Origin of the sequence: Streptomyces sp. NPDC047974 (genome assembly GCF_040653375.1) — a bacterium.
GTDB lineage: Bacteria > Actinomycetota > Actinomycetes > Streptomycetales > Streptomycetaceae > Streptomyces.
The window spans coordinates 49,757-75,214 of sequence record NZ_JBEZNU010000011.1 but is presented as its reverse complement, the minus strand read 5'-3'; the positions used below and the strand labels follow the sequence as shown (position 1 = coordinate 75,214).

The 25,458-nt window shown below is 70.9% G+C and carries 27 protein-coding genes and 1 riboswitch; of the genes, 12 read left to right on the top strand and 15 right to left on the bottom strand.

Annotated elements, in window-relative coordinates; all coding sequences use genetic code 11:
* Positions 1-7: 7 nt before the first annotated feature.
* The 3 genes from AB0E19_RS17765 to AB0E19_RS17755 all read right to left on the bottom strand — a co-directional run bounded on the left by AB0E19_RS17765 (position 8) and on the right by AB0E19_RS17755 (position 2,719).
* Positions 8-1,039, bottom strand: a complete 1,032-nt coding sequence (locus tag AB0E19_RS17765) for an alanine racemase (RefSeq protein WP_362180334.1) — start codon at positions 1,037-1,039, stop codon at positions 8-10.
* Between the two features lie 128 nt (positions 1,040-1,167).
* The gene (locus AB0E19_RS17760) at positions 1,168-2,286 is read right to left on the bottom strand and encodes a peptidoglycan bridge formation glycyltransferase FemA/FemB family protein (protein WP_360604245.1); all 1,119 of its coding nucleotides are present in this window, start codon (positions 2,284-2,286) and stop codon (positions 1,168-1,170) included.
* A 118-nt stretch (positions 2,287-2,404) separates the two neighbouring features.
* Positions 2,405-2,719 (bottom strand): hypothetical protein, encoded by a 315-nt coding sequence (locus AB0E19_RS17755; RefSeq protein ID WP_362180330.1) that lies wholly within the window; start codon positions 2,717-2,719, stop codon positions 2,405-2,407.
* A gap of 240 nt (positions 2,720-2,959) precedes the next feature.
* Between AB0E19_RS17755 and rpsF the strand changes: the two genes are divergently transcribed.
* The 4 genes from rpsF to rplI all read left to right on the top strand — a co-directional run bounded on the left by rpsF (position 2,960) and on the right by rplI (position 4,673).
* Positions 2,960-3,250, top strand: coding sequence for a 30S ribosomal protein S6 (gene rpsF, locus AB0E19_RS17750; RefSeq protein ID WP_004950685.1), 291 nt, complete (start codon positions 2,960-2,962; stop codon positions 3,248-3,250).
* A gap of 69 nt (positions 3,251-3,319) precedes the next feature.
* Positions 3,320-3,913 carry a single-stranded DNA-binding protein gene (locus tag AB0E19_RS17745; protein ID WP_362180327.1) on the top strand — a complete coding sequence of 198 codons (594 nt, stop codon included), beginning with the start codon at positions 3,320-3,322 and terminating at the stop codon, positions 3,911-3,913.
* Between the two features lie 58 nt (positions 3,914-3,971).
* On the top strand, positions 3,972-4,208 hold the full coding sequence (gene rpsR, locus AB0E19_RS17740) for a 30S ribosomal protein S18 (RefSeq protein WP_005315025.1): 237 nt from the start codon (positions 3,972-3,974) through the stop codon (positions 4,206-4,208).
* A gap of 18 nt (positions 4,209-4,226) precedes the next feature.
* Positions 4,227-4,673: a 50S ribosomal protein L9 gene (rplI, locus tag AB0E19_RS17735; protein WP_360604251.1), complete on the top strand. Its 447-nt coding sequence runs from the start codon at positions 4,227-4,229 to the stop codon at positions 4,671-4,673.
* Positions 4,674-4,791: 118 nt separating this feature from the next.
* Here the strand turns inward: rplI and AB0E19_RS17730 are convergent, their stop codons facing one another.
* Entirely contained in the window at positions 4,792-6,129 is a 1,338-nt protein-coding gene (locus tag AB0E19_RS17730; protein WP_362180323.1) for an MATE family efflux transporter, read from the bottom strand.
* 424 nt (positions 6,130-6,553) lie between these two features.
* On the opposite strand from AB0E19_RS17730, the gene dnaB reads away from it, so the two are divergent.
* Entirely contained in the window at positions 6,554-8,059 is a 1,506-nt protein-coding gene (gene dnaB / locus AB0E19_RS17725; RefSeq protein ID WP_169094051.1) for a replicative DNA helicase, read from the top strand.
* 37 nt (positions 8,060-8,096) lie between these two features.
* Positions 8,097-9,479 carry a serine hydrolase domain-containing protein gene (locus tag AB0E19_RS17720; RefSeq protein WP_362180319.1) on the top strand — a complete coding sequence of 461 codons (1,383 nt, stop codon included), beginning with the start codon at positions 8,097-8,099 and terminating at the stop codon, positions 9,477-9,479.
* A gap of 59 nt (positions 9,480-9,538) precedes the next feature.
* Here AB0E19_RS17720 and AB0E19_RS17715 read toward each other — a convergent pair whose 3' ends face one another.
* The 3 genes from AB0E19_RS17715 to AB0E19_RS17705 all read right to left on the bottom strand — a co-directional run bounded on the left by AB0E19_RS17715 (position 9,539) and on the right by AB0E19_RS17705 (position 11,493).
* A complete protein-coding gene (locus AB0E19_RS17715) occupies positions 9,539-9,991 on the bottom strand; it encodes a GNAT family N-acetyltransferase (protein ID WP_362180316.1) in 453 nt (150 codons plus the stop codon).
* 28 nt (positions 9,992-10,019) lie between these two features.
* Positions 10,020-10,478 carry a MarR family transcriptional regulator gene (locus tag AB0E19_RS17710; RefSeq protein WP_362180313.1) on the bottom strand — a complete coding sequence of 153 codons (459 nt, stop codon included), beginning with the start codon at positions 10,476-10,478 and terminating at the stop codon, positions 10,020-10,022.
* A gap of 151 nt (positions 10,479-10,629) precedes the next feature.
* Entirely contained in the window at positions 10,630-11,493 is an 864-nt protein-coding gene (locus AB0E19_RS17705; protein ID WP_362180309.1) for a GNAT family N-acetyltransferase, read from the bottom strand.
* Between the two features lie 204 nt (positions 11,494-11,697).
* Here AB0E19_RS17705 and AB0E19_RS17700 point away from each other — a divergent pair, with 204 nt between their 5' ends.
* The gene (locus AB0E19_RS17700) at positions 11,698-12,927 is read left to right on the top strand and encodes a globin domain-containing protein (protein ID WP_362180692.1); all 1,230 of its coding nucleotides are present in this window, start codon (positions 11,698-11,700) and stop codon (positions 12,925-12,927) included.
* Here the strand turns inward: AB0E19_RS17700 and AB0E19_RS17695 are convergent.
* From AB0E19_RS17695 to AB0E19_RS17680, 4 genes are all read right to left on the bottom strand, one after another.
* On the bottom strand, positions 12,859-13,338 hold the full coding sequence (locus tag AB0E19_RS17695) for an NUDIX hydrolase (protein ID WP_362180306.1): 480 nt from the start codon (positions 13,336-13,338) through the stop codon (positions 12,859-12,861). The genes AB0E19_RS17700 and AB0E19_RS17695 overlap by 69 nt on opposite strands.
* Positions 13,339-13,464: 126 nt before the next feature.
* Positions 13,465-14,637, bottom strand: coding sequence for a cystathionine gamma-lyase (locus AB0E19_RS17690; protein WP_362180303.1), 1,173 nt, complete (start codon positions 14,635-14,637; stop codon positions 13,465-13,467).
* Positions 14,634-15,152, bottom strand: a complete 519-nt coding sequence (locus tag AB0E19_RS17685) for a low molecular weight protein-tyrosine-phosphatase (protein WP_362180300.1) — start codon at positions 15,150-15,152, stop codon at positions 14,634-14,636. Before AB0E19_RS17685 ends, AB0E19_RS17690 begins: the two co-directional genes overlap by 4 nt.
* A 9-nt stretch (positions 15,153-15,161) precedes the next feature.
* A complete protein-coding gene (locus AB0E19_RS17680) occupies positions 15,162-15,545 on the bottom strand; it encodes a phage holin family protein (RefSeq protein ID WP_362180297.1) in 384 nt (127 codons plus the stop codon).
* Between the two features lie 50 nt (positions 15,546-15,595).
* On the opposite strand from AB0E19_RS17680, the gene AB0E19_RS17675 reads away from it, so the two are divergent.
* The 4 genes from AB0E19_RS17675 to AB0E19_RS17660 all read left to right on the top strand — a co-directional run bounded on the left by AB0E19_RS17675 (position 15,596) and on the right by AB0E19_RS17660 (position 17,932).
* Entirely contained in the window at positions 15,596-15,913 is a 318-nt protein-coding gene (locus AB0E19_RS17675; protein ID WP_362180294.1) for a cupin domain-containing protein, read from the top strand.
* Between the two features lie 170 nt (positions 15,914-16,083).
* Positions 16,084-16,302 (top strand): DUF5326 family protein, encoded by a 219-nt coding sequence (locus AB0E19_RS17670; protein WP_360604272.1) that lies wholly within the window; start codon positions 16,084-16,086, stop codon positions 16,300-16,302.
* A 286-nt stretch (positions 16,303-16,588) separates the two neighbouring features.
* Positions 16,589-17,353: a helix-turn-helix domain-containing protein gene (locus AB0E19_RS17665; RefSeq protein ID WP_362180291.1), complete on the top strand. Its 765-nt coding sequence runs from the start codon at positions 16,589-16,591 to the stop codon at positions 17,351-17,353.
* A 138-nt stretch (positions 17,354-17,491) separates the two neighbouring features.
* A complete protein-coding gene (locus AB0E19_RS17660; protein WP_360604671.1) occupies positions 17,492-17,932 on the top strand; it encodes an SsgA family sporulation/cell division regulator in 441 nt (146 codons plus the stop codon).
* 166 nt (positions 17,933-18,098) lie between these two features.
* Here AB0E19_RS17660 and AB0E19_RS17655 read toward each other — a convergent pair whose 3' ends face one another.
* The gene (locus tag AB0E19_RS17655; protein ID WP_362180288.1) at positions 18,099-19,481 is read right to left on the bottom strand and encodes a YibE/F family protein; all 1,383 of its coding nucleotides are present in this window, start codon (positions 19,479-19,481) and stop codon (positions 18,099-18,101) included.
* Positions 19,482-19,552: 71 nt separating this feature from the next.
* A riboswitch (TPP riboswitch) is annotated at positions 19,553-19,689 on the top strand.
* On the opposite strand from AB0E19_RS17655, the gene thiC reads away from it, so the two are divergent.
* Positions 19,684-21,459, top strand: coding sequence for a phosphomethylpyrimidine synthase ThiC (gene thiC, locus AB0E19_RS17650; RefSeq protein WP_362180285.1), 1,776 nt, complete (start codon positions 19,684-19,686; stop codon positions 21,457-21,459). (Overlaps the previous riboswitch by 6 nt.)
* A gap of 66 nt (positions 21,460-21,525) precedes the next feature.
* Here the strand turns inward: thiC and AB0E19_RS17645 are convergent, their stop codons facing one another.
* The 3 genes from AB0E19_RS17645 to AB0E19_RS17635 all read right to left on the bottom strand — a co-directional run bounded on the left by AB0E19_RS17645 (position 21,526) and on the right by AB0E19_RS17635 (position 25,239).
* Positions 21,526-22,164, bottom strand: coding sequence for a hypothetical protein (locus tag AB0E19_RS17645; RefSeq protein ID WP_362180282.1), 639 nt, complete (start codon positions 22,162-22,164; stop codon positions 21,526-21,528).
* A gap of 161 nt (positions 22,165-22,325) precedes the next feature.
* Entirely contained in the window at positions 22,326-23,684 is a 1,359-nt protein-coding gene (locus AB0E19_RS17640) for a metallophosphoesterase (protein WP_362180687.1), read from the bottom strand.
* 448 nt (positions 23,685-24,132) lie between these two features.
* A complete protein-coding gene (locus AB0E19_RS17635) occupies positions 24,133-25,239 on the bottom strand; it encodes a LacI family DNA-binding transcriptional regulator (RefSeq protein WP_362180279.1) in 1,107 nt (368 codons plus the stop codon).
* Between the last annotated feature and the right edge of the window lie 219 nt (positions 25,240-25,458).

Here is a 25,458-nt window from a genome sequence, read left to right as displayed (position 1 = left end):
GACCGGCTCAGCGCTCCACGAGCCGGTCGAACTGGGTCGTGGTGTGCCGCAGGTGGGCCACCAGCTCGTCGCCGACCTGCGGCTCCTGGGCGTCGGCCGGCACGAAGAGGATCGACACCTGCATGTGCGGCGGCTCGGCGAACCAGCGCTGCTTGCCCGCCCAGACGAACGGCGACAGGTTCCGGTTGACCGTGGCCAGACCGGCCCGGGCCACGCCCTTGGCGCGCGGCATCACGCCGTGCATCGCCTTCGGGGCCTCCAGGCCCACGCCGTGCGAGGTGCCGCCGGCGACGACGACCAGCCAGCCGTCCGAGGCCGCCTTCTGCTGGCGGTAGCCGAAGCGGTCGCCCTTGGCGACCCGGGTGACGTCCAGGACCGAACCGCGGTACTCGGTGGCCTCGTGGTCACCCAGCCAGAGCCGGGTGCCGATGCGGGCGCGGAAGCGGGTCTGCGGGAACTGCTGCTGCAGCCGGGCCTGCTCCTCGGCCCGCAGATGGCTCACGAACATGGTGTGCAGCGGCAGCCGGGCGGCGCGCAGCCGGTCCATCCAGGCGATGACCTCCTCGACGGCGTCCGTGCCGTCCGGGCGGTCGAGCGGCAGGTGCAGGGCGAAGCCCTCCAGGCGCACGTCCTCGATCGCGGCGGCGAGCCGCGCGAGCTCGTCCTCGCGGACGCCGTGCCGCTTCATCGAGCTCATGACCTCGATGACGACCCGGGCGCCGACCAGGGCGTGCACGCCATCGACGGAGGAGACGGAGCGGATCACCCGGTCGGGCAGCGGCACCGGCTCCTCGCCCCGCCGGAACGGGGTGAGGACCAGCAGGTCGCCGCCGAACCAGTCCTTGATCTTCGCGGCCTCGTACGTGGTCCCCACCGCGAGCATGTCGGCGCCGAAGCGGGCCGCCTCCTCGGCGAGCCGCTCGTGGCCGAAGCCGTAGCCGTTGCCCTTGCAGACCGGGATCAGGCCGGGGAACTGGTCGATCACGGACTTCTGGTGCGCCCGCCAGCGAGCGGTGTCGACGTAGAGGGAGAGCGCCATGGCCGGCCCGGAACCTTTCTGATGGCTGCGGTGGGGGGTTTCGCAGGTGTGTACGAGACTCGCGGAACTACTCGTGGAACTACGAGGTTACGCAAGCCCCGCGGGGAGCGTCAGCGGCGCGACACGCGTCAGCGGCGCGACATGTAGATGTCGAGCGCCTTGTGCAGGAGCTTGTTCAGCGGGAAGTCCCACTCGCCGACGTACTCCACGGCCTCGCCGCCCGTGCCGACCTTGAACTGGATCAGGCCGAAGAGGTGGTCGGTCTCGTCGAGCGAGTCGGAGATGCCGCGCAGGTCGTAGACGGTGGCGCCCATCGCGTAGGCGTCGCGGAGCATCCGCCACTGCATGGCGTTGGACGGCCGGACCTCGCGGCCGATGTTGTCGGAGGCGCCGTACGAGTACCAGACGTGGCCGCCGACGACGAGCATCGTCGCCGCGGAGAGGTTCACGCCGTTGTGGCGGGCGAAGTAGAGGCGCATCCGGTTGGGGTCCTCGTTGTTGAGGACCGTCCACATGCGCTGGAAGTACGAGAGCGGGCGCGGCCGGAACTTGTCGCGGACGGCGGTGATCTCGTACAGGCGCTGCCACTCGGCGAGGTCCTCGTAGCCGCCCTGGACGACCTCGACGCCGGCCTTCTCGGCCTTCTTGATGTTGCGGCGCCACAGCTGGTTGAAGCCCTTGAGGACGTCGTCGAGCGAGCGGTTGGCCAGCGGGACCTGGAAGACGTAGCGGGGCTGCACGTCGCCGAAGCCGGCGCCGCCGTCGTCGCCCTGCTGCCAGCCCATCTTCCGCAGCCGGTCGGCGACCTCGAAGGCCTGCGGCATGACCTCGGTGGCCTGCACGTCCTTGAGGCGCTTGACGTCCGGGTCCTGGATGCCGGACTTGATCGCGGCCGCGTCCCAGCGGCGGATGACGACCGGCGGGCCCATCTTCACGGAGAAGGCGCCCTGCTGCTTGAGGTGGGCCAGCATCGGCTGGAGCCACTCGTCGAGGTTGGGGGCGTGCCAGTTGATGACCGGGCCCTCGGGGAGGTAGGCCAGGTAGCGCTTGAGCTTGGGGAGCTGGCGGTACAGCACCAGGCCCACGCCGACGAGCTCGCCGTTCTTGTCGAACCAGCCGAGGTTCTCCGAGCGCCACTCGGTCTTCACGTCCGCCCACGCCGGGACCTGGCAGTGGCTCGCGCCGGGCAGGCTCTGGATGTACGCCAGATGCTGCTCTCGGCTGATGGTCCTCAGGGTCAGGCTCATGTCGGGGCGCTCCTCGGCAGGTGTGTCCCCATCGGTCAGGGGCTCCGGCTCTCGCGCCGAAGCCTACTGCGACCGGGGAGCGCCCCGAAGGGCCACGTGGGCCCTGACGTGCTCGGCGTCAGCTGATCACGCCACCGAAGAGCCCGCCGTGGGCCATCCCGAGGAAGAAGCCCACCGCCGAGGCGCCGAGTCCGACGATCAGGAAGAAGCGTTCGCGGGTGGTGACGGAGATGAACTGTCCGTAGGCCCCGGTCAGGATGCCGATCAGGCCCGACCACGAGCTGAGCAGGTGCAGGTTGTGGAACTGCGCCGTGACGAAGGACAGGATGCCCAGCACCAGCGTGACGGCGAGCAGCGTGTCCACGAGCGGGTGCGGCTTGCCGTCCGTCGCGAAGAGGGAGTGGCCGGGGTCGGGTCGCATTGCCTGTGCCATGGGGCACCTCCTGGCGTGCCGTGCGGAGGGCGGCGCATCCTAGCGCCGCCGACGTCCGATGTGTACAGATTGCGTCCCCTCCCCGCCGGATTTCAACCGCAAGGCGATGTGCGGGTACTCTGTACGGTCTGCGCCGGTGTCTGCCCTGGTCCTGCCAGTCTGGACGCCGTCGCTCACGCATCACGACCCTCCTGCCACGGAACGACCGTGGCCGCTGAGTCCAAAGGAGGTGGGTTCCACATGCGTCACTACGAGGTGATGGTCATCCTCGACCCCGATCTCGAGGAGCGCGCTGTCTCCCCGCTGATCGAGAACTTCCTCTCCGTCGTCCGTGAGGGCAACGGAAAGGTCGAGAAGGTCGACACCTGGGGCCGTCGTCGTCTCGCCTACGAGATCAAGAAGAAGCCCGAGGGCATCTACTCGGTCATCGACCTGCAGGCCGAGCCTGCGGTCGTCAAGGAGCTCGACCGCCAGATGAACCTGAACGAGTCGGTCCTCCGGACCAAGGTCCTCCGCCCCGAGACCCACTGAGCTTCCGCTCAGAGGTAATCGGGTCCGAGTAGCAGCAAGCAGCCAGAAGCAACGCCGAGAGGTTCACCCATGGCAGGCGAGACCGTCATCACGGTCGTCGGCAATCTCGTCGACGACCCCGAGCTGCGCTTCACCCCGTCCGGTGCGGCGGTCGCGAAGTTCCGCGTCGCGTCCACTCCCCGCACCTTCGACCGTCAGACCAACGAGTGGAAGGACGGCGAGAGCCTCTTCCTGACCTGCTCGGTCTGGCGTCAGGCGGCGGAGAACGTCGCCGAGTCCCTTCAGCGGGGCATGCGCGTCGTCGTGCAGGGCCGTCTGAAGCAGCGGTCCTACGAGGACAACCAGGGCGTCAAGCGCACGGTCTTCGAGCTGGATGTCGAGGAAGTCGGTCCCAGCCTGCGTAACGCCACGGCCAAGGTCACCAAGACCACCGGCCGCGGTGGCCAGGGTGGCGGCGGCGGCTTCGGCGGCGGCGGTGGCCAGCAGGGTGGCGGCGGCTGGGGTGGCAACTCCGGCGGCGGCCAGCAGCAGGGCGGCGGAGCTCCCTCCGACGACCCCTGGGCCTCCGGCGGCTCCTCCGGCGGCGGCCAGCAGGCCGGCGGCGGCGGTGGCGGCTGGGGTGGCAACTCCGGCGGCGGCTACTCGGACGAGCCTCCCTTCTAGGGCCTGGCCCCGGAAGCAGCTCGTACCCCACACTTCTTGATCACACAGGAGAAACACCATGGCGAAGCCGCCTGTGCGCAAGCCTAAGAAGAAGGTCTGCGCGTTCTGCAAGGACAAGACCGCGTACGTGGACTACAAGGACACGAACATGCTGCGGAAGTTCATTTCCGACCGCGGCAAGATCCGTGCCCGCCGCGTGACCGGCAACTGCACGCAGCACCAGCGTGACGTCGCCACGGCCGTCAAGAACAGCCGTGAGATGGCGCTGCTGCCCTACACGTCCACCGCGCGATAAGGGAAGGGTGACCGAAAAATGAAGATCATCCTCACCCAGGAAGTCTCCGGCCTCGGTACGGCCGGCGACGTCGTCGAGGTCAAGGACGGCTACGCTCGCAACTACCTGGTCCCGCGTGGTTTCGCGATCCGCTGGACCAAGGGTGGCGAGAAGGACGTGGCGCAGATCCGCCGCGCCCGCAAGATCCACGAGATCGCGACCATCGAGCAGGCCAACGAGATCAAGGCCAAGCTCGAGGGCACGAAGGTCCGTCTGGCCGTTCGCTCCGGCGACGCCGGCCGTCTCTTCGGCTCCGTGACCCCGGCCGACGTCGCCACGGCGATCAAGTCCGCCGGTGGCCCCGAGGTCGACAAGCGTCGCGTCGAGCTCGGTTCGCCGATCAAGACCCTGGGCTCGCACCAGGTGCTCGTGCGTCTGCACCCCGAGGTTGCCGCGAAGCTCGGCATCGAGGTCGTTGCCGCGTAACGCTGCGCTCAGCAGTAAGGATGGGCCGCTCCCCACTGGGGGGCGGCCCATCCGCCGTTTCACGTGAAACATGCGCTTGTGGCTCTTTGCGGTGTTTCACGTGAAACACCGCCCTCGGTCAGCGGGTGGCGCCCGTGACGATCCAGCGGCCGGAGCGCATCCGGTACCAGAGGGTGGCCAGCCGGACCGTCATCATCAGCGTCATCGCCCACCAGAGCGCGGTCAGCCCGCCGCCGAGCGCGGGCACGAGCAGGGCGACCGGTGCGAAGACGGCCAGGGTGAGCAGCATCGCCCAGGCGAGGTAGGGGCCGTCGCCCGCGCCCATGAGGACGCCGTCGAGGACGAAGACGACGCCGGAGATCGGCTGGGAGAGTGCCACGACGAGCAGGGCCGGCAGCAGGGTGGACTGGACGGCGGGGTCGCCGGTGAAGAGCGGGATGAAGAGCGGGCGGGTGAGGATCAGCAGCAATCCGAGGACCACTCCGGAGACGACGCCCCACTGGACCATCCGGCGGCAGACCTGGCGGGCGCCGTCGGCGTCGTCGGCGCCCAGGTAGCGGCCGATGATCGCCTGACCCGCGATGGCGATGGCGTCCAGGGCGAATGCCATCAGGTTCCACAGCGAGAGGATGATCTGGTGGGCCGCCACCTCGGTGTCGCCCAGGCGGGCGGCGACGGCGGTGGCGATCATCAGGGCGGCGCGCAGCGAGAGCGTACGGACCAGGAGCGGGACGCCCGCCTGGGCCGAGGCCCGGATGCCGGCGGCGTCGGGCCGGAGCGAGGCGCCGTGGCGCCGGGCGCCACGGACGACCACGACGAGGTACGCGGCGGCCATGCCGCACTGGGCGATGACGGTGCCCCAGGCGGAGCCCGCGATGCCGAGCCCGGCGCCGTAGACCAGTCCGAGGTTGAGGGCGCCGTTGACCGCGAAGCCGCCGATGGCCACGTAGAGCGGGGTGCGGGTGTCCTGGAGTCCGCGCAGGACACCGGTGGCGGCCAGGACGATCAGCATCGCGGGGATGCCCAGGAGGGAGATCCGCAGATACGTGGTGGCGTGGGGGGCCGCTGTGTCGGACGCGCCGAAGGCCTCGACCAGCCAGGGGGCCAGGGGGAGGGTGACCGCGATGAGGGCGAGGCCGAGGAGCAGGGCCAGCCAGATGCCGTCGATGCCCTGGCGGAGGGCGGAGGGCAGATCGCCCGCGCCGACCCGCCGGGCGACGGCGGCCGTGGTGGCGTAGGCGAGGAAGACGAAGACGCTGACGAAGGTGGAGAGCAGGGCGCCGGCGATGGCGAGGCCCGCGAGTTGGGGGGTTCCGAGGTGCCCCACGATGGCACTGTCCACCATGAGGAAGAGCGGCTCGGCGACGAGTGCGCCGAAGGCCGGCAGGGCGAGCGAGAGGATCTCGCGGTCGTGCCGGCGCAGCGTGGCCTTGGAGCTCGTGGGGGCCTGGGTCATGGGGCCAATCTAATCGTCCACAGGTAAGTGATGCAATGGATGTGTGATCCTTACTTTCAGGGGGATCGGGGCTTCGGGTGTGGGCTGTTTGTTCTGATCGTGGCCCTGGCGCAAAAGTTTTTCTCCCCCACAGCCCGTGGATGGAAAAGGTGCAGGTCAGAGCGTGATCGGGGAGGGTCTTATGAGTTTGTCCACATGGCTGTCCCCCGGTCCGTGCACAGGATCCGGCGGCTTATCCACAGCATTGGGGGCTTCACCCACAGAGCCTGTGGATAACCAGATTGGCTGACGCCTCTCGCGGGCCTACCGTGGACCGGCGCCCGACGCGCCAGAACCGGACGCAAAAGCCACTCTTTGACCAAGGCCGTGGCGTAAGAAGGAGTGGCACGGCGAGGTCCGCTGAGCGGACGGGAAGAGGTGGCGGGTGAGCGTTCCCGAGCCCATGGACGACCCTTGGGCAGACGGCGGACCGAGCGACCGCCTGCCCGTCCGCACCCGGGGCGAAGGGCGTGGCGAGGGCCGCGGCGAGGGCCGCGGGCGCGGCCGGGGCCGTGAGGAGCAGCACGAGCGCGGCAGCGACGGCCCCTGGGACGGCGGCCTCGTCGGCTTCGAGCGGGTTCCCCCGCAGGACCTCGACGCCGAGCAGTCGGTGCTCGGCGGCATGCTGCTCTCCAAGGACGCCATCGCCGACGTCGTGGAGATCATCAAGGGCCACGACTTCTACAAGCCCGCGCACGAGACCGTCTTCGGCGCGATCCTCGACCTCTACGCCAAGGGCGAGCCCGCCGACCCCATCACGGTCGGCGCCGAGCTCACCAAGCGCGGCGAGATCAACCGCGTCGGCGGCGCCTCCTATCTGCACACCCTCGTCCAGTCGGTGCCGACCGCGGCGAACGCCTCGTACTACGCGGAGATCGTCCACGAGCGGGCCGTGCTGCGCCGGCTCGTGGAGGCCGGTACGAAGATCACACAGATGGGCTACGCGGCCGACGGCGACGTCGACGAGATCGTGAACTCGGCCCAGGCGGAGATCTACAAGGTCACCGAGCAGCGGACCACCGAGGACTACCTGCCGCTCGGCGACATCATGGAGGGCGCGCTCGACGAGATCGAGGCGATCGGCTCCCGCAGCGGGGAGATGACCGGTGTGCCCACCGGCTTCAGCGACCTCGACTCGCTCACCAACGGCCTCCACCCCGGTCAGATGATCATCATCGCGGCCCGGCCCGCCATGGGTAAGTCGACCCTCGCCCTGGACTTCGCCCGGGCCGCCTCGATCAAGCACAACCTGCCCAGCGTCATCTTCTCCCTCGAAATGGGCCGCAACGAGATCGCGATGCGTCTGCTGTCCGCCGAGGCGCGGGTCGCCCTGCACCACATGCGCTCCGGCACGATGACCGACGAGGACTGGACCCGGCTCGCCCGCCGCATGCCCGACGTCTCCCAGGCGCCGCTCTACATCGACGACTCCCCGAACCTGTCGATGATGGAGATCCGCGCCAAGTGCCGTCGGCTCAAGCAGCGCAACGGCCTCAAGCTGGTCATCATCGACTACCTCCAGCTGATGCAGTCCGGCGGTTCCAAGCGGCAGGAGAGCCGTCAGCAGGAGGTCTCCGACATGTCGCGAAACCTCAAGCTCCTCGCCAAGGAGCTGGAGCTCCCGGTCATCGCGCTCTCCCAGCTGAACCGTGGCCCCGAGCAGCGCACCGACAAGAAGCCGATGGTCTCCGACCTCCGTGAGTCCGGCTCCATCGAGCAGGACGCCGACATGGTCATCCTGCTCCACCGCGAGGACGCCTACGAGAAGGAGTCCCCGCGCGCCGGCGAGGCCGACATCATCGTCGGCAAGCACCGTAACGGCCCCACGGCCACCATCACGGTGGCCTTCCAGGGCCACTACTCGCGCTTCGTGGACATGGCACAAACCTGATCGTGCCGCGGCGGGACGGCGGGGCATGATCGGGCGCATGATCTCAGCTTTCGAAGCCCTGCTGCCCACCACCGAGCGTTCCCTGCTGCACCGCGTGGCCCGCGCCCAGAGCGAGGGCCGCGCGCCGTCGTTCGTGGGGGCCGTCGCCCGCGGGGGAGCGATGGTCTGGAGCGGTTCCCGCAGCTGCGTCGACGGGCACGCCCCGGACGCCGACACGCAGTACCGGATCGGTTCGATCACCAAGGTGTTCACCGCCGTCCTCGTCCTCAGGCTGCGGGACGAGGGGCTGCTCGGGCTCGACGACCCGCTGGAGAAGCACCTGCCCGGCACCGGAGTCGGCGAGGCGACCATCGCCCAGCTGCTCGGCCACACCGCGGGGCTCGCGGCGGAGACGCCCTCGCCCTGGTGGGAGCGGACGCCCGGATCCTCGCGGCCCGAGCTCTCCGACGTGCTGGGGGAGACGCCCGTCCTCCACCCGGCGGGCCGCACCTTCCACTACTCCAACCCCGGCTACACCCTGCTCGGCGCGCTGGTCGAGGCGGTGCGCGGGGTCTCCTGGGAGGAGGCGCTGCGCACCGAGATCCTGGAGCCGCTGGGCATGGACCGGACGACGGGGGAGCCGGTCGCCCCGCACGCCGGGGGCTGGGCGGTGCACCCCTGGGCCGATGTGATGCTTCCGGAGCCTTCCGAGGACCTCGGGGTGATGGGCGCGGCCGGCCGGCTGTGGTCGACGGCCGCGGACCTCTGCCGGTTCGGCGTCTTCCTCGCCGAGGGCGACGAGCGGGTGCTGAGCGCCTCCTCCGTCGCCGAGATGCGGGTTCCCGTGGGTCCGCCGGCCCTCGGCGATCCGCTGATGGGCTACGGCCTCGGTCTCCAGGTGGCCCGGAAGGAGGGCGGCGCGCTCGTCGGGCACGGCGGTTCCCTGCCCGGCTTCGTCGCGGGCCTCTGGATCGACGTCGAGGAGGGCCTGGTGGGCGTGGCGCTCGCGAACGCCACGAGCGGTCCGCAGCCCGGGCTCGTCGCCACCGACCTCGTGCGGATCGTGGCGGAGGCCGAGCCGCGGTTGCCCGAGCCGTGGCGGCCGCTGCCCGAGGCCGAGGTCGACCAGGAGCTCCTGGCGCTGACCGGCCCCTGGTACTGGGGGACGTACTCCTACGCCCTGCGGCTCGGCGCCGAGCGCGGGCTCGTCCTGGAGCCCTTGCGCGGTTCCGGCCGCAGTGCCCGCTTCCGGGCGCTGCCCGAGGGAGGCTGGATCGGGCTCGACGGCTACTACGCGGGGGAGAGGCTCCGTGTGGTGCGGCGGCCCGACGGCGGCGTCAGCCACCTCGACCTCGGCTCCTTCGTCTTCACCCGGGAGCCGTACGAGCCCGGGGACGCGGTTCCGGGCGGTGTGGACGAGAAGGGGTGGCGGGGACTCTGAGCCGGTCCCGAGGCCACGGATGCCCTTGTTTCACGTGAAACAAGGGCATCCGCCGAAGGTCAGAGCGCGAGCTTGAAGCCCACGTGGCTCGCCTCGAAGCCGAGGCGCTCGTAGAAGCGGAGCGCGTCGGTGCGGGTGACGTCGGAGGTCAGCTGGACCAGTACGCACTCCAGGCGCCGGGACTCCTCGATGGCCCATTCGACGAGCCGGGTGCCCAGGCCGCTGCCGCGCTCGTCGGCGTGGATCCGTACGCCCTCGATCAGGGCGCGGGTGGCGCCGCGCCGGGAGAGCCCGGGGATGACCGTCAGCTGGAGCGTGCCGACGACCCGCCCGCCGCGCGCGGCCACGACGAGGTGCTGGTTCGGGTCCTCCGCGAGCCGGGTGAAGGCGGAGAGGTACGGTGCCGGGTCGTCCGGGGACTCCCGCTGGGCGCCGAGGGGGTCGTCGGCGAGCATCGCGACGATGGCCGGCACGTCCTCGGCGGTGGCGGGACGGATCTCAAGATCGCTCATGCCCGCAGCGTAAGGGCCGGGCCGATCGTCAGACGGTGGCGGTCTCGCCTTCGAGGACCTGGACCAGGGAGGCGAGCTCGGGGTTCTTCGCGGCCTCGTCCAGGGCCTCGCGCAGGGCCCGGTCGTTGGTGGGGCGCGCCTCCGCGAGGAGCTTCTGGCCGGACTCGGTGACATCGGTGTAGATGCCGCGCCGGTCGGTGGCGCAGAGGTAGCGGGTGAGCAGGCCCCGGTCCTCCAGGCGCGTGACGAGCCGGGTGGTGGCGCTCTGGCTGAGCACCACGGCGTCGGCGACCTGCTTCATCTGGAGGTGTCCACCGGGCCCGTCGTGCTGGCGGCTGAGGACGTCGAGGAGCGAGTACTCACGGGCGCTCAGACCGTGTCCGGACTCCAGGGCGCGCTCGATGTGGGACTCGATCCGGCCGTGCAGCAGGGAGAGGGCGCACCAGCGCTGGGCGAGTCCGGTGAGGGCGGGGTCCGTCGCGGTCATGGTCTCTCCTCGTGCTGCTCCTGGTCGGTCGAGCCGCTCGGGATCCAGGGTAGACGATGATCCGCAATAGTGCGCGTCTGCAAGTATCCTCGGTTCCCGAGTCCCGACTCTGAAGGCCGGCGCACCTCTGCGGCCGGCCTGCCTCCGAAGGTCAACCCGCCGCGACGGTCAGCGGGGCGAACCGGCGGGAGGCGTCACCCGGGAGGTCCGGGGCCGAACGGATCATCATCGCGTTCTCGGCGATCGGGGCCAGGCCGTTCCCCTTGAGCCAGCCGAGCAGCTCGGTGTGGCGGACGTCGACGTCGGTGCGGAGCGGTCGGTCCGTGGCTTCGGCCAGCGACGCGACGAGCGCCTGGGCGGTGGCGGTGTCACGGGCGATCAGCGGCCCGACGACATGGGTGTCCATGTTGGGCCAGGCGGCTGCGAAACCGGTGATCGCGCCGTCCTCGACCGCGACCCGCAGATGGTCGGCGAAGGCCGGGAGCCGGGTGATGAGGGGGGTGCGGTCCAGGCCGAAGATCTCGTGGTCGAGGCGGAGCACCTCCTGGAGGTCCTCCGCGGTGGCCGGACGGACCGCGACCCGAGGGGCGGGTACGGCGGCGGAGAAGCGCCCCTTCACCATCTCGGCACGGCCGATCTCGGTGAAGCCGAGCCCCTCGTAGAGCGGCTGCCCGTTCGGCGTGGCGTGCAGGGTGAGCGGGGTGTCCCCGGCCTGCTCCAGCACGTGGCGCATCAGCCGGCGCCCCACGCCCTGCCGGGCATGACGCCTGTCGACGAGCACCATGCCGATGGCCGCGAGGCCGGGGCCGTAGGAGGTGACCACACAGCAGGCGAGCAGTCCCTCGCCGTCCGGGGAGTCGATGCCGTACCCGGTGCCCGCGGTGAGGAGCAGCCCCCACTTGTGCTCCTCGCGGGGCCAGCCGCGGTTCTCGGAGAGATCGGCGCAGGCCAGGAGATCGGTGGGGTCGAGACGCCGGATGGGGAGCTGGGCGAGGGCGGTGGGGGAGATCGGCATGACGGCCAGGTTCTCCGACGGGGTGATCTGCCGTCCAGAGGTTTTCCGTCGGTGTTTCACGTGAAACACCCGCGCGCGCCGAAAGAGTGGAGCCTAGTCCGCAACCCCGCCCTTTGGCCCGAGAACGCCGCTTTCCGCCCGAAGTCCCTCCGCCGGCGGCCATGCTGCGAAGACGGAAGCCGGCTGCATGAGGCGAGGCACATGATGGATGGTCCGACCAGCATGACGGGCGGGACGGGGGCCCGAATATCAGAGCCCTCCCCGGATGCGGTGCTCGTCCGTCGCACCCTTGAGGAGATCGCCCCGGTCGCCGACAAGGTGACCTCGTACTTCTACGCGCTGCTCTTCATCCGGACCCCGGCCCTGCGCGAGCTCTTCCCCGCCGCGATGGACACCCAGCGGGACCGGCTGCTCAAGGCCCTGCTCACGGTCGCCGAGCGGATGGACGACAGCGCCTTCCTCGTCGACTACCTGGGCCATCTCGGCCGGGGACACCGGAAGTACGGCGTCGAGGCGTCCCACTATCCGGCGGTCGGCGAGGCGCTGATCGGCGCGCTCGCGCGGTACGCGGAGCGGCGCTGGGACGCGGAGACCGAGGCGGCCTGGGTCCGGGCGTACACGGCGATCTCGCAGATCATGATCGACGCGGCTGCCGAGGACGGGACGAAGGCGCCGGCCTTCTGGCAGGCCGAGGTGGTCTCGCACGATCTGCGGACCCCGGACGTCGCCGTGCTCACCCTGCGGCCCGACGCGCCCTACCCGTTCCTCGCCGGGCAGTTCACCACGTTGGAGACGCCCTGGTGGCCGCGCGTCTGGCGGCACTACTCCTTCGCCTCGGCACCCCGGCCGGACGGACTGCTCACCCTCCATGTGAAGGCGGTCCCGGCGGGCTGGGTCTCCGGGGCGCTGGTCCACCGGGCCCGGCCCGGGGACGTGCTCCGGCTCGGCCCGCCGGCCGGTTCCATGACGGTCGACCACGCCACCGACACCGGGCTGCTCTGCCTGGGCGGCGGGACCGGCATCGCGCCGATCAAGGCGCTGGTCGAGGACGTCGCCGAGCACGGTGACCGCAGGAAGGTCGACGTGTTCTACGGCGCCCGCAGCGGCCACGACCTCTATGACATCGACACCCTGCTGCGGCTCCAGCGGACCTTTCCGTGGCTCGCCGTCCATCCCGTCACCGGGGCGCAGGGCCCGCTGCCGCGGGCCGTCCGCGCGGCGGGTCCCTGGACCGAGCGGGACGCGTATCTCTCGGGCCCGCTCGGCATGGTGCGGGAGGGCATCGACGTGCTCCGCGGCTCGGGGGTCCCCACCGAGCGGATCCGCCATGACTTCCTGGCGGAGCTCGCCACGGTGGGGGCCGGGTCAGCCGAGGTCGGGGGCGTGCATGGCGCGGACGCCCTCGATGTTCCCGTCGAGGTAGTGGCGCAGTGAGAGCGGCACCAGGTGGACGGCGGCGATCCCGACGCGGGTGAAGGGCACCCGGACGATCTCGTACTCGCCGACCGGTTCGTCCATCTCGGGGCCGTGCCGGAGGCCGAGGTCCATCGACTCCAGGCGGCAGACGAAGAAGTGCTGGACCTTCACGCCGGAGACCCCGCCGTCGACGATGTGCTCGACGGTGTCGACGAAACAGGGGACCACATCGACGATCTTGGCGCCGAGTTCCTCGTGCACCTCGCGGTGCAGGGCCTCGACGACGGTGGAATCGGAGGGCTCGACGCCGCCACCGGGCGTCACCCAGTAAGGATCCATCCCCGGTTTGGTGCGCTTGATGAGGATGAGGTCGTCTCCGTCGAGCAGGATGGCGCGTGCGGTGCGCTTGACCACGGGCCGTTCGGTCATGGGAAGAAAATGGCCCGTTCCCGTCGGGCTGAAACGCACCGCTCCCCCGCGATCCGGAACCGGCGCCGCACACCGTGACGCGGATGCGCGGCGGAGCCGGTCCCGGTTCCGCTTCCGGACACGCCGCTAACCGACGGCCTTGCGCGTCGCGTCGAGGGCGCGCAGCACGTCGGCGATCAGGTCCTCCGGGTCCTCGGCGCCCACGGAGAAGCGGATGAAGCCCTCCGCGACGGCGTCCCCGCCCCAGCGCCCGCGCCGCTCGGCCGAGGAGCGCACCCCGCCGAAGCTGGTGGCGTCGTCGACCAGGCGCAGTTCCTCCAGGAAGCGTTCGGCCCGCGCGCGGTCGGCGAGCTCGAAGGAGACGACCGAGCCGAAGCGGCGCATCTGCCGCGAGGCGATCGCGTGCGAGGGGTCCTCCGGGAGCCCGGGGTGGCGCAGACCGGTCACGTCGGGGTGCTCGGCGAGGACGCGGGCGAGCTCCAGGGCCGTGGCGCACTGGCGGTCGATCCGCAGGTGGAGCGTGGCCAGCGAGCGATGGGCGAGCCAGGTCTCCATGGGCCCGGGGATCGCGCCGACGACCTTGCGCCAGCGCCGTACCTCCGCGGCCCGCAGCGGGTCGCGGCAGCTGACGTGGCCGAGCAGCACATCGCCGTGGCCGGTCATGCCCTTGGTGTCGCTGGCCACGGAGAAGTCCGCGCCCAGTTCGAGCGGGCGCTGGCCGAGCGGCGTGGCGAGGGTGTTGTCGACGGCGACGAGCGCCCCGCCGGCGTGCGCCGCGGCGACGAGCCGGCGGATGTCGCAGACGTCGAGCCCGGGATTGGACGGGGTCTCGATCCACAGCAGCCGGGCGCCGTCGAGCACGTCGAGCTGGGCGTCGCCGCCGGTGGGCGCGGTGCGCACCTCGACCCCGAACGCGCGCAGCTGTTCGTGGAGGAGCGGCAGGGCCTGGTAGCCGTCGGACGGCAGGACGACGGCGTCGCCGGCGGAGAGCTGGGAGAGGAGAACGGCGGAGATGGCGGCCATGCCGGAGGCGAAGACCACGGTCTCGATGCCGGTCTCGCCGGGCGCCTCCAGGGTCCCGATGGCCCGCTCCAGATGGGTCCAGGTCGGGTTCTCGTCGCGGCCGTAGGTGTACGGGCCGGTGGGTTCGCCCGGCAGGTGGAAGTGGGCGGCGAAGACCGGACCCGGAAGGGTCGGCTCGTGCTTCACGGGCTCGGGCAGCCCGGCCCGCACGGCGAGCGTCCCGTCGCCGGGCCCCTCGTCGGGGTGGCGCCGGTCCTGAGGGATCAACGGGTTCACGTGGTCCTTTCCATGCTCTCGTCCCCCTGACGTCTCTCCCCGATTGCGGCGCGGACGGCGGCGAGGAGTCCCTCGCTCGCGGCCTCGGCCATCTCCAGGCATTCCTCGAAGCCCTCAGGCCCGCCGTAGTAGGGGTCGGGGACGTCGAGCGCGTTCCCGGCGGCGGGGTCGTACGAGCGGAGCAGCCGGATCTTCGCCGCCTCGTCGGGGGTGCGGGCGAGGCGGCGGAGCTCCCGGACGTGGCCCTCGTCGAGCGCGATCACCAGATCGAGGTCGGGGAACCAGGAGGCGCGGAACTGCCGGGCGGTGTGGGCGGAGGTGTAGCCGTGCTCCTCCAGGACGGCGACGGTGCGCGGGTCCGCCGCGTCGCCCTCGTGCCAGCCGCCGGTGCCCGCGCTGTCCACCTCGACCGCCCCGCCGAGGCCGGCCTCCTCCACGCGCGCGCGGAAGACGTGCTCGGCCATCGGGGAGCGGCAGATGTTGCCGGTGCAGACGAAGCAGACGCGGTAGGTCATGGCGGTCGCTCAGTCGCCGTCCGGGAGGAGCACGTTGAGCGCCCAGGAGACGACGGAGATGACCAGGCCGCCGAGGACCGCGGTCCCGAAGCCGTCCACGTGGAAGCTGAGGTCGAACTGCTCGGCCAGCCACGAGGTGAGCAGCAGCATCAGGGCGTTGACCACCAGGGTGATCAGGCCGAGGGTCAGGATGAAGAGGGGCAGCGTCAGCAGCTTCACGATCGGCTTGACCAGGAAGTTGACGAGGCCGAAGACGAGGGCGACGAGCAGCAGGCTGCCGATCGCCTTGCCCGTGATCTCGTCGTCACCGGTCAGCGTGATGCCTTCGAAGAGCCAGATGGCCACGGCGAGGGCGCCCGCGTTGGCGAGCGTCTTGACTAGGAAATTCTTCATGTGTCTGATCGTGGCAGAGACCATCGGGCTGAGGGCAGGGGCGAACGGCAGTGAAGGCATTCCGGCTGGACGAACTCGAGGCGGAGCGCCTCGCCAACCAGGGGGCGTACCTCCAGTTCCTGCGTGAGCGGAACATGTCGGTGGGGTTGTACGCGCTCGACGCGGGCGAGCTGGACCCGCAGTCGCCGCACGCTCAGGACGAGGTGTACTTCGTGGTGTCCGGGCGGGCGGCGATCACCGTCGGGGAGGAGACGACGCAGGTGGCGCGGGGCAGCGTCGTCTATGTGCCGGCGGGGGTGCCGCACCGCTTCCACCACATCAGCGAGGACCTGCGGGTCCTGGTGGTCTTCTCCCCGCCGGAGGCGTGAGGGCGCCGGCGGCTCGCGGACTCTCCGGGCCGGACCCCTGGTTCCCCTAGGGGGTGGATCAGGGGAGAGCCCGGGCTTCCGGGGCCCCGCCGGGCCGAGTGCCCCGCCTAGCCTTGAAGCGTCGGGGACGAAGGGTTCCGGACAGGGCGTCGAGAGCGAAGGAGCGAGCCATGGCCGTACAGGAGATTCTCGCGGGGCTGCCGTGGTGGGTGAAGTGGGTCGCCATACCCGCTCTGGTCCTGCTCGTCTTCGGCGGCGTCATCACCAGCATCCTGACCTTCGTGATCAGCGTGCTGTTCAAGGTGCTGCTGTTCGTCGCGCTCGTGGCCGGACTCATCTACGCCGTACGGAAGTTCGGCACCCCGTCGAAGTCGGATCGCGACTGGTAGCACAAGCTACTCATCGGTATTCAGCGTCTGCCGGGCGTTAGCCCGGCAGAGGGAACGCGCTGGTGGAAACAGGGTGGGGGGCGAGGACAAGCCACTAGAGTGGCAGATCTCCGCCGAGTCGGGGACTACGGGCGTAGATCTCCGGCAGACCAGCGGTTTCCCGCTCGTCCCTGAGGGGTCCGTCCATCGGACCCCATAGGCGTCCCAGGCCCGGCGGGTGCGCGGGGGCGGCCCCCGCGAACGGATGCAGCGCATCCGTTGTCACGCCTGGGGGTGACCTTTGGCCATGGCCACGCAGACAGCTGCGCCGACCCTGATCGGCTCGGTGCAGCGGGCGCTGAGACTTCTGGAGGCCGTGGCCTCCCACGCGGACGGTGCCCCCGCCAAGCAGCTCGCCCGGGAGACCAACCTCCCGCTGCCCACGACGTACCACCTTCTCCGCACCCTGACGCACGAGGGCTATCTGCTCCGCGACAAGGGTGCGTTCTATCTCGGCGAGGCAGCCGCCAGGTTGGCCGGTGGCGGAGCTGTGCAGAATCGTCGCACCAAGATCGAGGACTCCCTTGCCCACTGGCGGGACGAGATCGGTGTACCCGTCTATTTCGCGCTCTACCGCGACGGCGAGATCGAGCTGGTCTCCGTGGCGGACACCCCCAACTCCCCCGCGGTGGAGGAGTGGGCCGACTTCCGGGAGACCGGACACGCCCACGCGATCGGCCAGTGTCTGCTCAGCCAACTCGATCTGAAATCTCGTCAAGACCACCTTGACCGGCACCCCGTGGAAGCCATCACTCCGTACACGGTGCGTAATCGGCGGCTGCTTTTGGAGCGTTTGGGCGGTTTGGGGCGAATGGAGCCCCTGGTGGAGCGTCAGGAATATGCGCTCGGCACGGTTTGCGCCGCCATCCCCCTCACGGTGGGCAACACAGCGGCCACTCTGGCCATTTCTCTACCGCTTCACCAGGAAGAACGGTTGCTCCCAGCAGTCGAGCGGCTACAGACGGAGATCGGAAAGCTCTTCAGTTCGCTCGCCTTCTCTATCAGTATCTGAAAAATCACTCCTTGTGATCCGCTAGCGCGTACAGCACGATTGCGTCAAGAGGGCCACGGGGGATCATTCCTGGCCGTTTCGGTCACAGCTTTCAGCAGCTGTGTTTACACAACTGCTCCATCTACTGCGGGGTACATGATGCGAGAGTCGGTTCAGGCCGAGGTCCTGATGAGCTTCCTCGTCTCCGAGGAGCTCTCCTTCAAGATCCCAGTCGAACTGCGATACGAGACCCGGGATCCCTACGCGGTGCGGATGACCTTCCACCTTCCCGGAGACGCGCCCGTGACCTGGGCGTTCGGCAGAGAGCTGCTGCTCGACGGGATCAACCGCCCCAGCGGCGACGGCGACGTCCACATCGCCCCGACCGACCCCGAGGGCCTGTCGGACGTCTCCATCCGGCTCCAGGTGGGCGGTGACCGCGCCCTCTTCCGCGCCAGCGCCCCGCCGCTGGTCGCCTTCCTCGACCGCACGGACAAACTGGTGCCGCTCGGTCAGGAACAGGCACTGGGCGACTTCGAGGACAGCCTGGAGGCCGCGCTCGGCAAGATCCTCGCCGAGGAGAGCGCCGGCCCCGCCTGACGGAACCCGCTCCGTACGCCCGACACCGGCGCCCCTCCCCTCCGTCCGACGCCGGGACCCCTTTCCGTACCGCCGACGCCGGTCACCCCTCCTGCACGGCCGCCGCAGGCGCCCCGCTCCGCCCGGCCGCCGACGCGGCCCGCCCCGTACGGCCGCCGCGCACGCGTCACTTCGCGCGGCGCCGCCGTCCGCCGCGGCTCGCCGCCCGGCCGCCGGCCTCCGCCGCCGAAGGACGGTCGGCCGAGACCACGAGCGCCGCGAGTGCGGTCGTGACCGGCACCGAGGCGACCAGGCCGATCGAGCCGACCAGCGTCCGGACGATCTCCTGCGCCACCAGCTCGCTGTTGGCCACCGTCCCCATGCTGCTCTCCGCGATGGTGAAGAGCAGGAGCAGCGGGAGCGAGGCACCGGCGTAGGCCAGGACCAGCGTGTTGACCACCGAGGCGATGTGGTCGCGGCCGATCCGGATCCCGGCCCGGTACAGGGCGCGCGGCCCCATGCCGGGGTCGGCCTGGTGCAGTTCCCAGACGGCCGAGGTCTGGGTGACGGTGACATCGTCCAGGACACCGAGCGAACCGATGATCACGCCGGCGAGCAGCAGGCCGGACATGTCGATCTCCGGGTAGAGACCGTGGATCAGCCCGGTGTAGTCGTCGGTGTTGCCGCTGAGCGAGGCCCAGCCGATGAAGAAGGAGCCGAGCAGTCCGATCAGCAGCAGCGAGATCAGCGTGCCCAGGACCGCGACCGAGGTCCGGGCCGACAGGCCGTGGCACATGTAGAGCGCGAGCAGCATGATCGCGCTCGATCCCACCACCGCCACGATCAGCGGGTTCGACCCCTCCAGGATCGCGGGCAGGATGAAGAGGGTGAGTACCAGGAAGCTCACGGCGAGCGCGATCAGCGCCATCACGCCCCGCATGCGGCCGACGAGCACGACCGCGAGCGCGAAGATGCCGGCGAGGACCGCCATCGGCACCTTCCGGTTCACGTCCGTCACCGAGTACTGCAGGTCCTTCGGAGCGTCGGGGGCGTAGGCGACCACCACGCCCTGGCCCTCCTCCAGTTGGCGCGGGGCGTCCGGCTGGACGATCTCGGTGAACTGCCGCCCCTTGTCCGGACCGCTGGTGACCTCGATCGTCGCCTTCTCGCACTGCCCCTGCTGTGCGTCGACCGCCTCGCGGCCCTGCGGAGTGGAGGTGTCGCCGGTGGGCGGCACCTGCGCGGCGTTCACGTCCTTGCAGTCCACCTGCTCGACCGCCACGACCTTGCCCTGCTCGGTCTGCCGGTCGAAGCCGACCCCGGTCCGCTCGTGCGCCGGAGTGCCACCGGGCCAGAGCACCACGAGGCCGACGACCACGGCGGTGGCGAAGGGGATGAGGACGGCCGCGATGACTCTTCGCAGATGGCGCGAGACGGGCGCGGCGGGCCCGTGGCTGTGGCTGTGCCCGTGGCCGGAGCCGTGGTCCGGACCGTGCTGGCCGAAACCGTGCCCGTGCTCGTGACCGTGCTCGTGGCCGTGCGGATCGGGGGACTGCTGGGGGGAAGTCACCACCCGATCATCGCAAGAACGGTGGGGGCCCACTGTTCAGCACGCCCGGGAGGGCGCTAGCCTCGTGACACCTTTGCACACGCGGGAGCTCGGAGCACCGGGCTGAGAGGGCGCTGATCACCGTACGCACACGTACGGGAGGAGGCTGCGCCGACCGCCGAACCTGTTACCGGGTAATGCCGGCGTAGGGAGATTCGGTCACATGACCCTTCAGGATGCACGCACGCCTGCTTCCAGCCAGGACGAGCGCACGCCGGGCTGGCACAAGGGATACGTCGAGGGCTCCCGCCCCGACCTCCGGGTGCCGGTCCGCCAGGTGCACCTCACCAACGGCAAGGACGTGACGCTGTACGACACGTCCGGCCCGTACACCGACCCCGCCGTCGACACCGACGTGCGCCGGGGCCTGCTCCCGCTCCGCGAGAACTGGATCATCGCGCGCGGCGACACCGAGGAGTACCCGGGCCGCCCGGTCCGCCCCGAGGACGACGGCATCAAGCACACCTCGCCGCGCGGCGGAGGGCTCAAGAACCTCGACGCGGTCTTCCCCGGCCGTCCGCGGCTGCCCCGCCGGGGGCGCGCCGGGCAGGCCGTGACCCAGCTCGCGTACGCCCGCCGGGGCGAGATCACCCCGGAGATGGAGTACGTGGCGATCCGGGAGAACGTCTCCCCCGAGGTCGTCCGCGAGGAGATCGCGGCGGGCCGCGCGGTGCTGCCGGCCAACGTCAACCACCCGGAGATCGAGCCGATGATCATCGGCAAGCGGTTCCTGGTGAAGGTCAACGCCAACATCGGCAACTCCGCCGTCACCTCCTCCATCGAGGAGGAGGTGGAGAAGATGACCTGGGCGACCCGCTGGGGCGCCGACACGGTCATGGACCTGTCCACCGGCCGCAACATCCACACCACCCGCGAGTGGGTGCTGCGCAACTCCCCCGTGCCGATCGGCACCGTGCCGCTCTACCAGGCCCTGGAGAAGGTCGACGGCAGGGCCGAGGAACTGACCTGGGAGATCTACAAGGACACGGTCATCGAGCAGGCCGAGCAGGGCGTGGACTACATGACCGTGCACGCCGGCGTGCTCCTGCCGTACGTGCCGCTCACCGCGCGCCGCAAGACCGGCATCGTCTCGCGCGGCGGTTCGATCATGGCCGCCTGGTGCCTCGCGCACCACAAGGAGAACTTCCTCTACACGAACTTCGAGGAGCTCTGCGAGATCCTCGCGGCGTACGACGTCACGTACTCGCTCGGCGACGGTCTGCGCCCCGGCTCGATCGCGGACGCCAACGACGACGCCCAGTTCGCGGAGCTGCGCACGCTCGGCGAGCTGAACACGATCGCCAAGCGCCACAACGTGCAGACGATGATCGAGGGCCCGGGCCACGTCCCGATGCACAAGATCAAGGAGAACATCGACCTCCAGCAGGAGATCTGCGAGGAGGCGCCGTTCTACACGCTCGGCCCGCTGACCACGGACGTCGCGCCCGCCTACGACCACATCACCTCCGGCATCGGCGCGGCGATGATCGCCTGGTGGGGCACCGCGATGCTCTGCTACGTGACGCCCAAGGAGCACCTGGGCCTGCCGAACCGCGACGACGTGAAGACCGGTGTCATCACGTACAAGATCGCGGCGCACGCGGCGGACCTGGCCAAGGGGCACCCGGGCGCGCAGGAGTGGGACGACGCGCTCTCCGACGCGCGCTTCGAGTTCCGCTGGGAGGACCAGTTCAACCTGGCCCTCGACCCGGACACCGCCCGTGAGTTCCACGACGAGACGCTGCCGGCGGAGCCCGCGAAGACCGCCCACTTCTGCTCGATGTGCGGTCCGAAGTTCTGCTCGATGAAGATCTCCCAGGACATCCGCCGCGAGCACGGCGGTGACCTGAAGAAGGAGGAGATCGAGGCCGGCATGGCCGAGAAGTCGGCGGAGTTCGCCGCCTCCGGCAACCGCGTCTACCTGCCGATGGCGGAGTAGCGGCCGCCTGCCGTACGAGACCCACCCCGGCCCGCGGTCCACGGGGGGATCGCGGGCCGGGGTGCGTCACGGAGGCGGCCCCGGGCCCCGGTCGGGGTCGGTGGCCGTGGCCGTGAGGGCGGCCTGGAGGAAGGGGACGACGCCGCGCTCCAGGAGGGCGTGGCGCCAGGCGGCGCGGGCCCGGGCGAGTTCGTCGTCGGGGGCGCCGGTCTCGGCGGGGCTGTTGCGGAGGGCGGTCAGGAGGAGTCCGGCGCCCGCGCAGAGCAGTCCGGCGGCGGCGAGGGCGCCGAAGACCAGGCCGGCGGTGAGCAGCGTGGTGCCGAGGGCGGCGTCCGGGGCGAGCCAGCGGACCACGGCGCCGACCAGGAGGAAGATCGCGGCTGCGGTGCCGGCGAGGACCGGGACGAGGACGGTGAGGACCGCGACGGCGCCCGGGGACTCGTCGGGGGCGGGGGTCCGGGGGCGGTTGGAGGCGGCGCGGTCCGCTTCGCGGACCTTGGTGAAGTGCTCGTACTCGCCCGCCGCCGCCGCGGTGATCAGCGCTGTCGCGTTCAGGGCCATCGCGCGCAGCTGACCGGTGGTCAGCCGGGTTCCCGCTCCGGCGAGTTCCGGCCGCTGCGGAGCGGTGCGCAGTGCGTCGTCGAGGACCCGCTCGTACTCGGCGCGGTCCTCGGTCAGCAGGTGCGGAGCCACGTTCATGTGCATCCCCCGATGCTGATGGGCCGGGACCGGCCGTGCGGAACGGCGGTCCGGGCGGAAGCGGAGGAGAGCCTGCCTAACTGGGGAGACCGATGGTAGGGCCGTGAGCGTGCGCGCTGACAGGGGGTTTCCGGAATTCGCCCGCTCCGGATGCGCAGGGTGAGGGGTCAGTCCCCCAGCGGGAGTTGGACGACCAGCAGCTTTCCGGCCATGGTGACGCCGCCGTCCATGGCGATGGCGAGACCGTCGGCGTAGACGTGCGGTCCGTCGACGACCGGGCGGGACTCCTCCTCGCCGTCCTCCGTACCGACCTGGCCGAGGAGGTACGGGATCGGGCTGTGGCCGTGCACGATCCGGGAGCCGCCGTAGGTGCCGAGCAGCTCCTGGACGGCCTGCGGGCCGTCCTCGTCGCGGAAGGCGAAGCGCTTGGTGAACTTCCGGAAGAGGTCCCAGACCTCGTCGGCGTCGTTGCGCGTGAGGACCTCGTGGACCGTGTCGTTGACGTCCTCGATCGTCTGGCCGTATTCGAGGTACGCGGTGGTGTCCGAGTGCAGCAGGAGGTGGTCGTCCTCGCGGACGACGGCGTCGAGCCGGGACATCCACTGGAGGTGGACGTCCTGGAGGCGGTCCATGTCGTGCTTCTGGCCGCCGTTGAGCAGCCAGGCGGCCTGGAAGGTGGCGGTGCCGGCCCCGGAGTTGACGGGCGTGTCGCCGAAGCGCTTGGCGCCGATGAGGAGCAGCTCGTGGTTGCCCATGAGCGCCTTGCAGTAGCCGCCGGCGGCGGCGGCCTCGGCGGAGAGCCGCATGACGAGGTCGATGACGCCGATGCCGTCGGGTCCGCGGTCGGTGAAGTCGCCGAGGAACCAGAGCCGGGCGTTGCCCGCGGCCCAGCCGCCGTTCTCGTCCACGAGGCCCTGGGCGCGGAGGGCGGCGAGGAGCTCGTCGAGGTAGCCGTGGACGTCGCCGACGACGTACAGCGGCCCGGGGCCGTCGCCGGTGGGCGCGGGCGCGGGAGCGGCGGCCGGGGCGACGGGGACCTGGACGGTGTCGCCGCGCTGGATGACCGGGAGGTCGCGCTCGGTGGGCGTGTACCCGTCCGGGAAGTCGTCGGGGAAGCCGCCGCCACCGGGGTGGGCGGAGGCGGCGACGGGGGCGGCGGCCGGGGCCGCGGCCAGGGGGTGGGCGGCACCGGCGTGCGCGGCGGCCGGGACCGGAGGCTCGGGGTACGCGCCCGGCTCGGGGCGTACGGGGGCCTCGGGGTACGCGGCGGGTTCGGGGCGCGCGGCGGCCTCGGGGTACGCGGGTGCCCCGGGCCCTGCCGGAGGCTCCGGGAACGCGACCGGCTCGGGGTACGCGGCCGGGCGGGTGCCCAGGTGGAGCGTGGGGTCGGCGGGCGGGGCGGGCGGCTCGCCCGCGTGGCCCTGCACGGGCACCCGGGCGTACGGAGGTACGCGGAAGTCACGCAATGTCGCCGTGCGTTCCACGGGATCCTGCCCGGCCCCCTGAGTCATCGACCCCTCCACCACCGTCGCGATGCCCTGCACATCGCGGACCGGCCTGGTCGGGGGGTCCGCGGTGTCGTGCGCCCATCATAGGAATGAGGGTCCGCCTGTGTGACGCACCAGGGGTGGTGAATCCGGGTTCGCTCCGGGTTCACCGGTTGTTTCGCCCGAATTGAGAAGGTCCAGTCCAGGGTCGGGTCCGGTGGGGGGCCCGGTTTCGCCGTCTCCGCCCACGGGCAGGGACGGGACGGCGCTCGTTCTCGGGGTCGTGCTGGATCGTGCCGGGGCGCGCTCGCCTCGTGCTGCGCTCGCCCCTGGGGGTGGTGCTCGGGTGGTGCTCGGCCGTACTCGGGTGGTGCGGTCGTGCGGTGGTGCGCGGGTGGTGCGGTCGTGCTCGGGTCGTTCGTCCGGCCGCTCTTTCGGCGCGGCCGGAGTCCGGAGGGTGACGTCGGTCGTCCGGGCCTGCGGCCCGTCAGTCCTTCGCGGGTGAGCGCGGCGGGCTCACCGTCGTCCGCGGCGACCGGCGCTGCGAGGAGGTGCGGACGATCAGCTCGGTCGGTATCACCTGCTCGAGCGGACCGTCGCCCTCGATCCCTTCGATGGCGTCGATGAGGAGCTGGACGACGGCGGTGCCGATGCGCCGCGGTTTGAGCGAGAGCGTCGTGATGGGCGGTTCGGTGGTGGCGTAGACGGTGGACTCGCTGCAGCACACGATCAGCAGGTCGTCCGGGACGCGCAGCCCGTAGCGGCGGGCGGCGGCGAGGAGGTCGGTGCCGTTGGGGTCGAAGAGGCCGTAGACGGCGTCGGGACGGTCGGGGCGGGCGAGCAGCCGGTCGGCCGCGACGGCGCCCGCGCACGGGTCGTGCGCCGGGTAGGCCTCGTAGACGGGGTCCTGTCCGACCCGCTCGCACCAGTTGAGGTACGCGGTGGTGGAGAGGCGGGTGTAGGTGTCGGTGGTGGTGCCGGTGAGGAGGCCGATGCGGCGTGCGCCGGCCTCGGCGAGGTGGTCGAGGAGGGCGAGGACGGCGGCCTCGTGGTCGTTGTCGACCCAGGCGGTCACCGGGAGCGTGCCGGCGGGGCGTCCGTCGGAGACGACGGGGAGGCCCTGGCGGACGAGCTCGGTGACGACCGGGTCGTGGTCGGAGGGGTCGATGACGACGGTGCCGTCGAGGGCGACGTTCGACCAGACGTCATGGCGTGATGTCGCGGGGAGGATGACGAGGGCGTAGCCGCGGGCGAGCGCGGCCGACGTGGCGGCCCTGGCCATCTCCGCGAAGTAGGCGAACTCCGTGAAGGTGAAAGGTTCATCCCCGTATGTCGTCACGGTCAGGCCGATGAGTCCCGACTTGCCGGTGCGGAGCGTGCGGGCCGCCGCGGAGGGCCGGTAGCCCAGCCGGTCGGCGACCTCGCGGACGTGCCTGCGGGTGGCGTCCGGGAGTCGGCCCTTGCCGTTGAGCGCGTCGGAGACAGTCGTGATGGAGACCCCGGCGGCGGCGGCCACGTCCCGGATGCCTGCCCGGCCCTGCCGGCTTCCCCGGGTCTGTGCCCGGCTCACCTGGTGCTTCCCTGCTGCTGTCATGGCGAGCCGATAGTAGGGCGATGTGGGGTGGGCGGGACGGTCGCATATGCAGGCATTGACAGGCACGTTTCTGCATGGTCGAGCAGGCCCAAATAGGTGAGAATCCAAGGTAGTTGAGGGGTTCTCCATGCGACTTGATGTCGTCCGGAGGGATGGGCCTGGTGTGGGGGCGAGGTCTCGAAGAGGTCTCAACTCACCTCTACGGGGGACGCGCGCCAC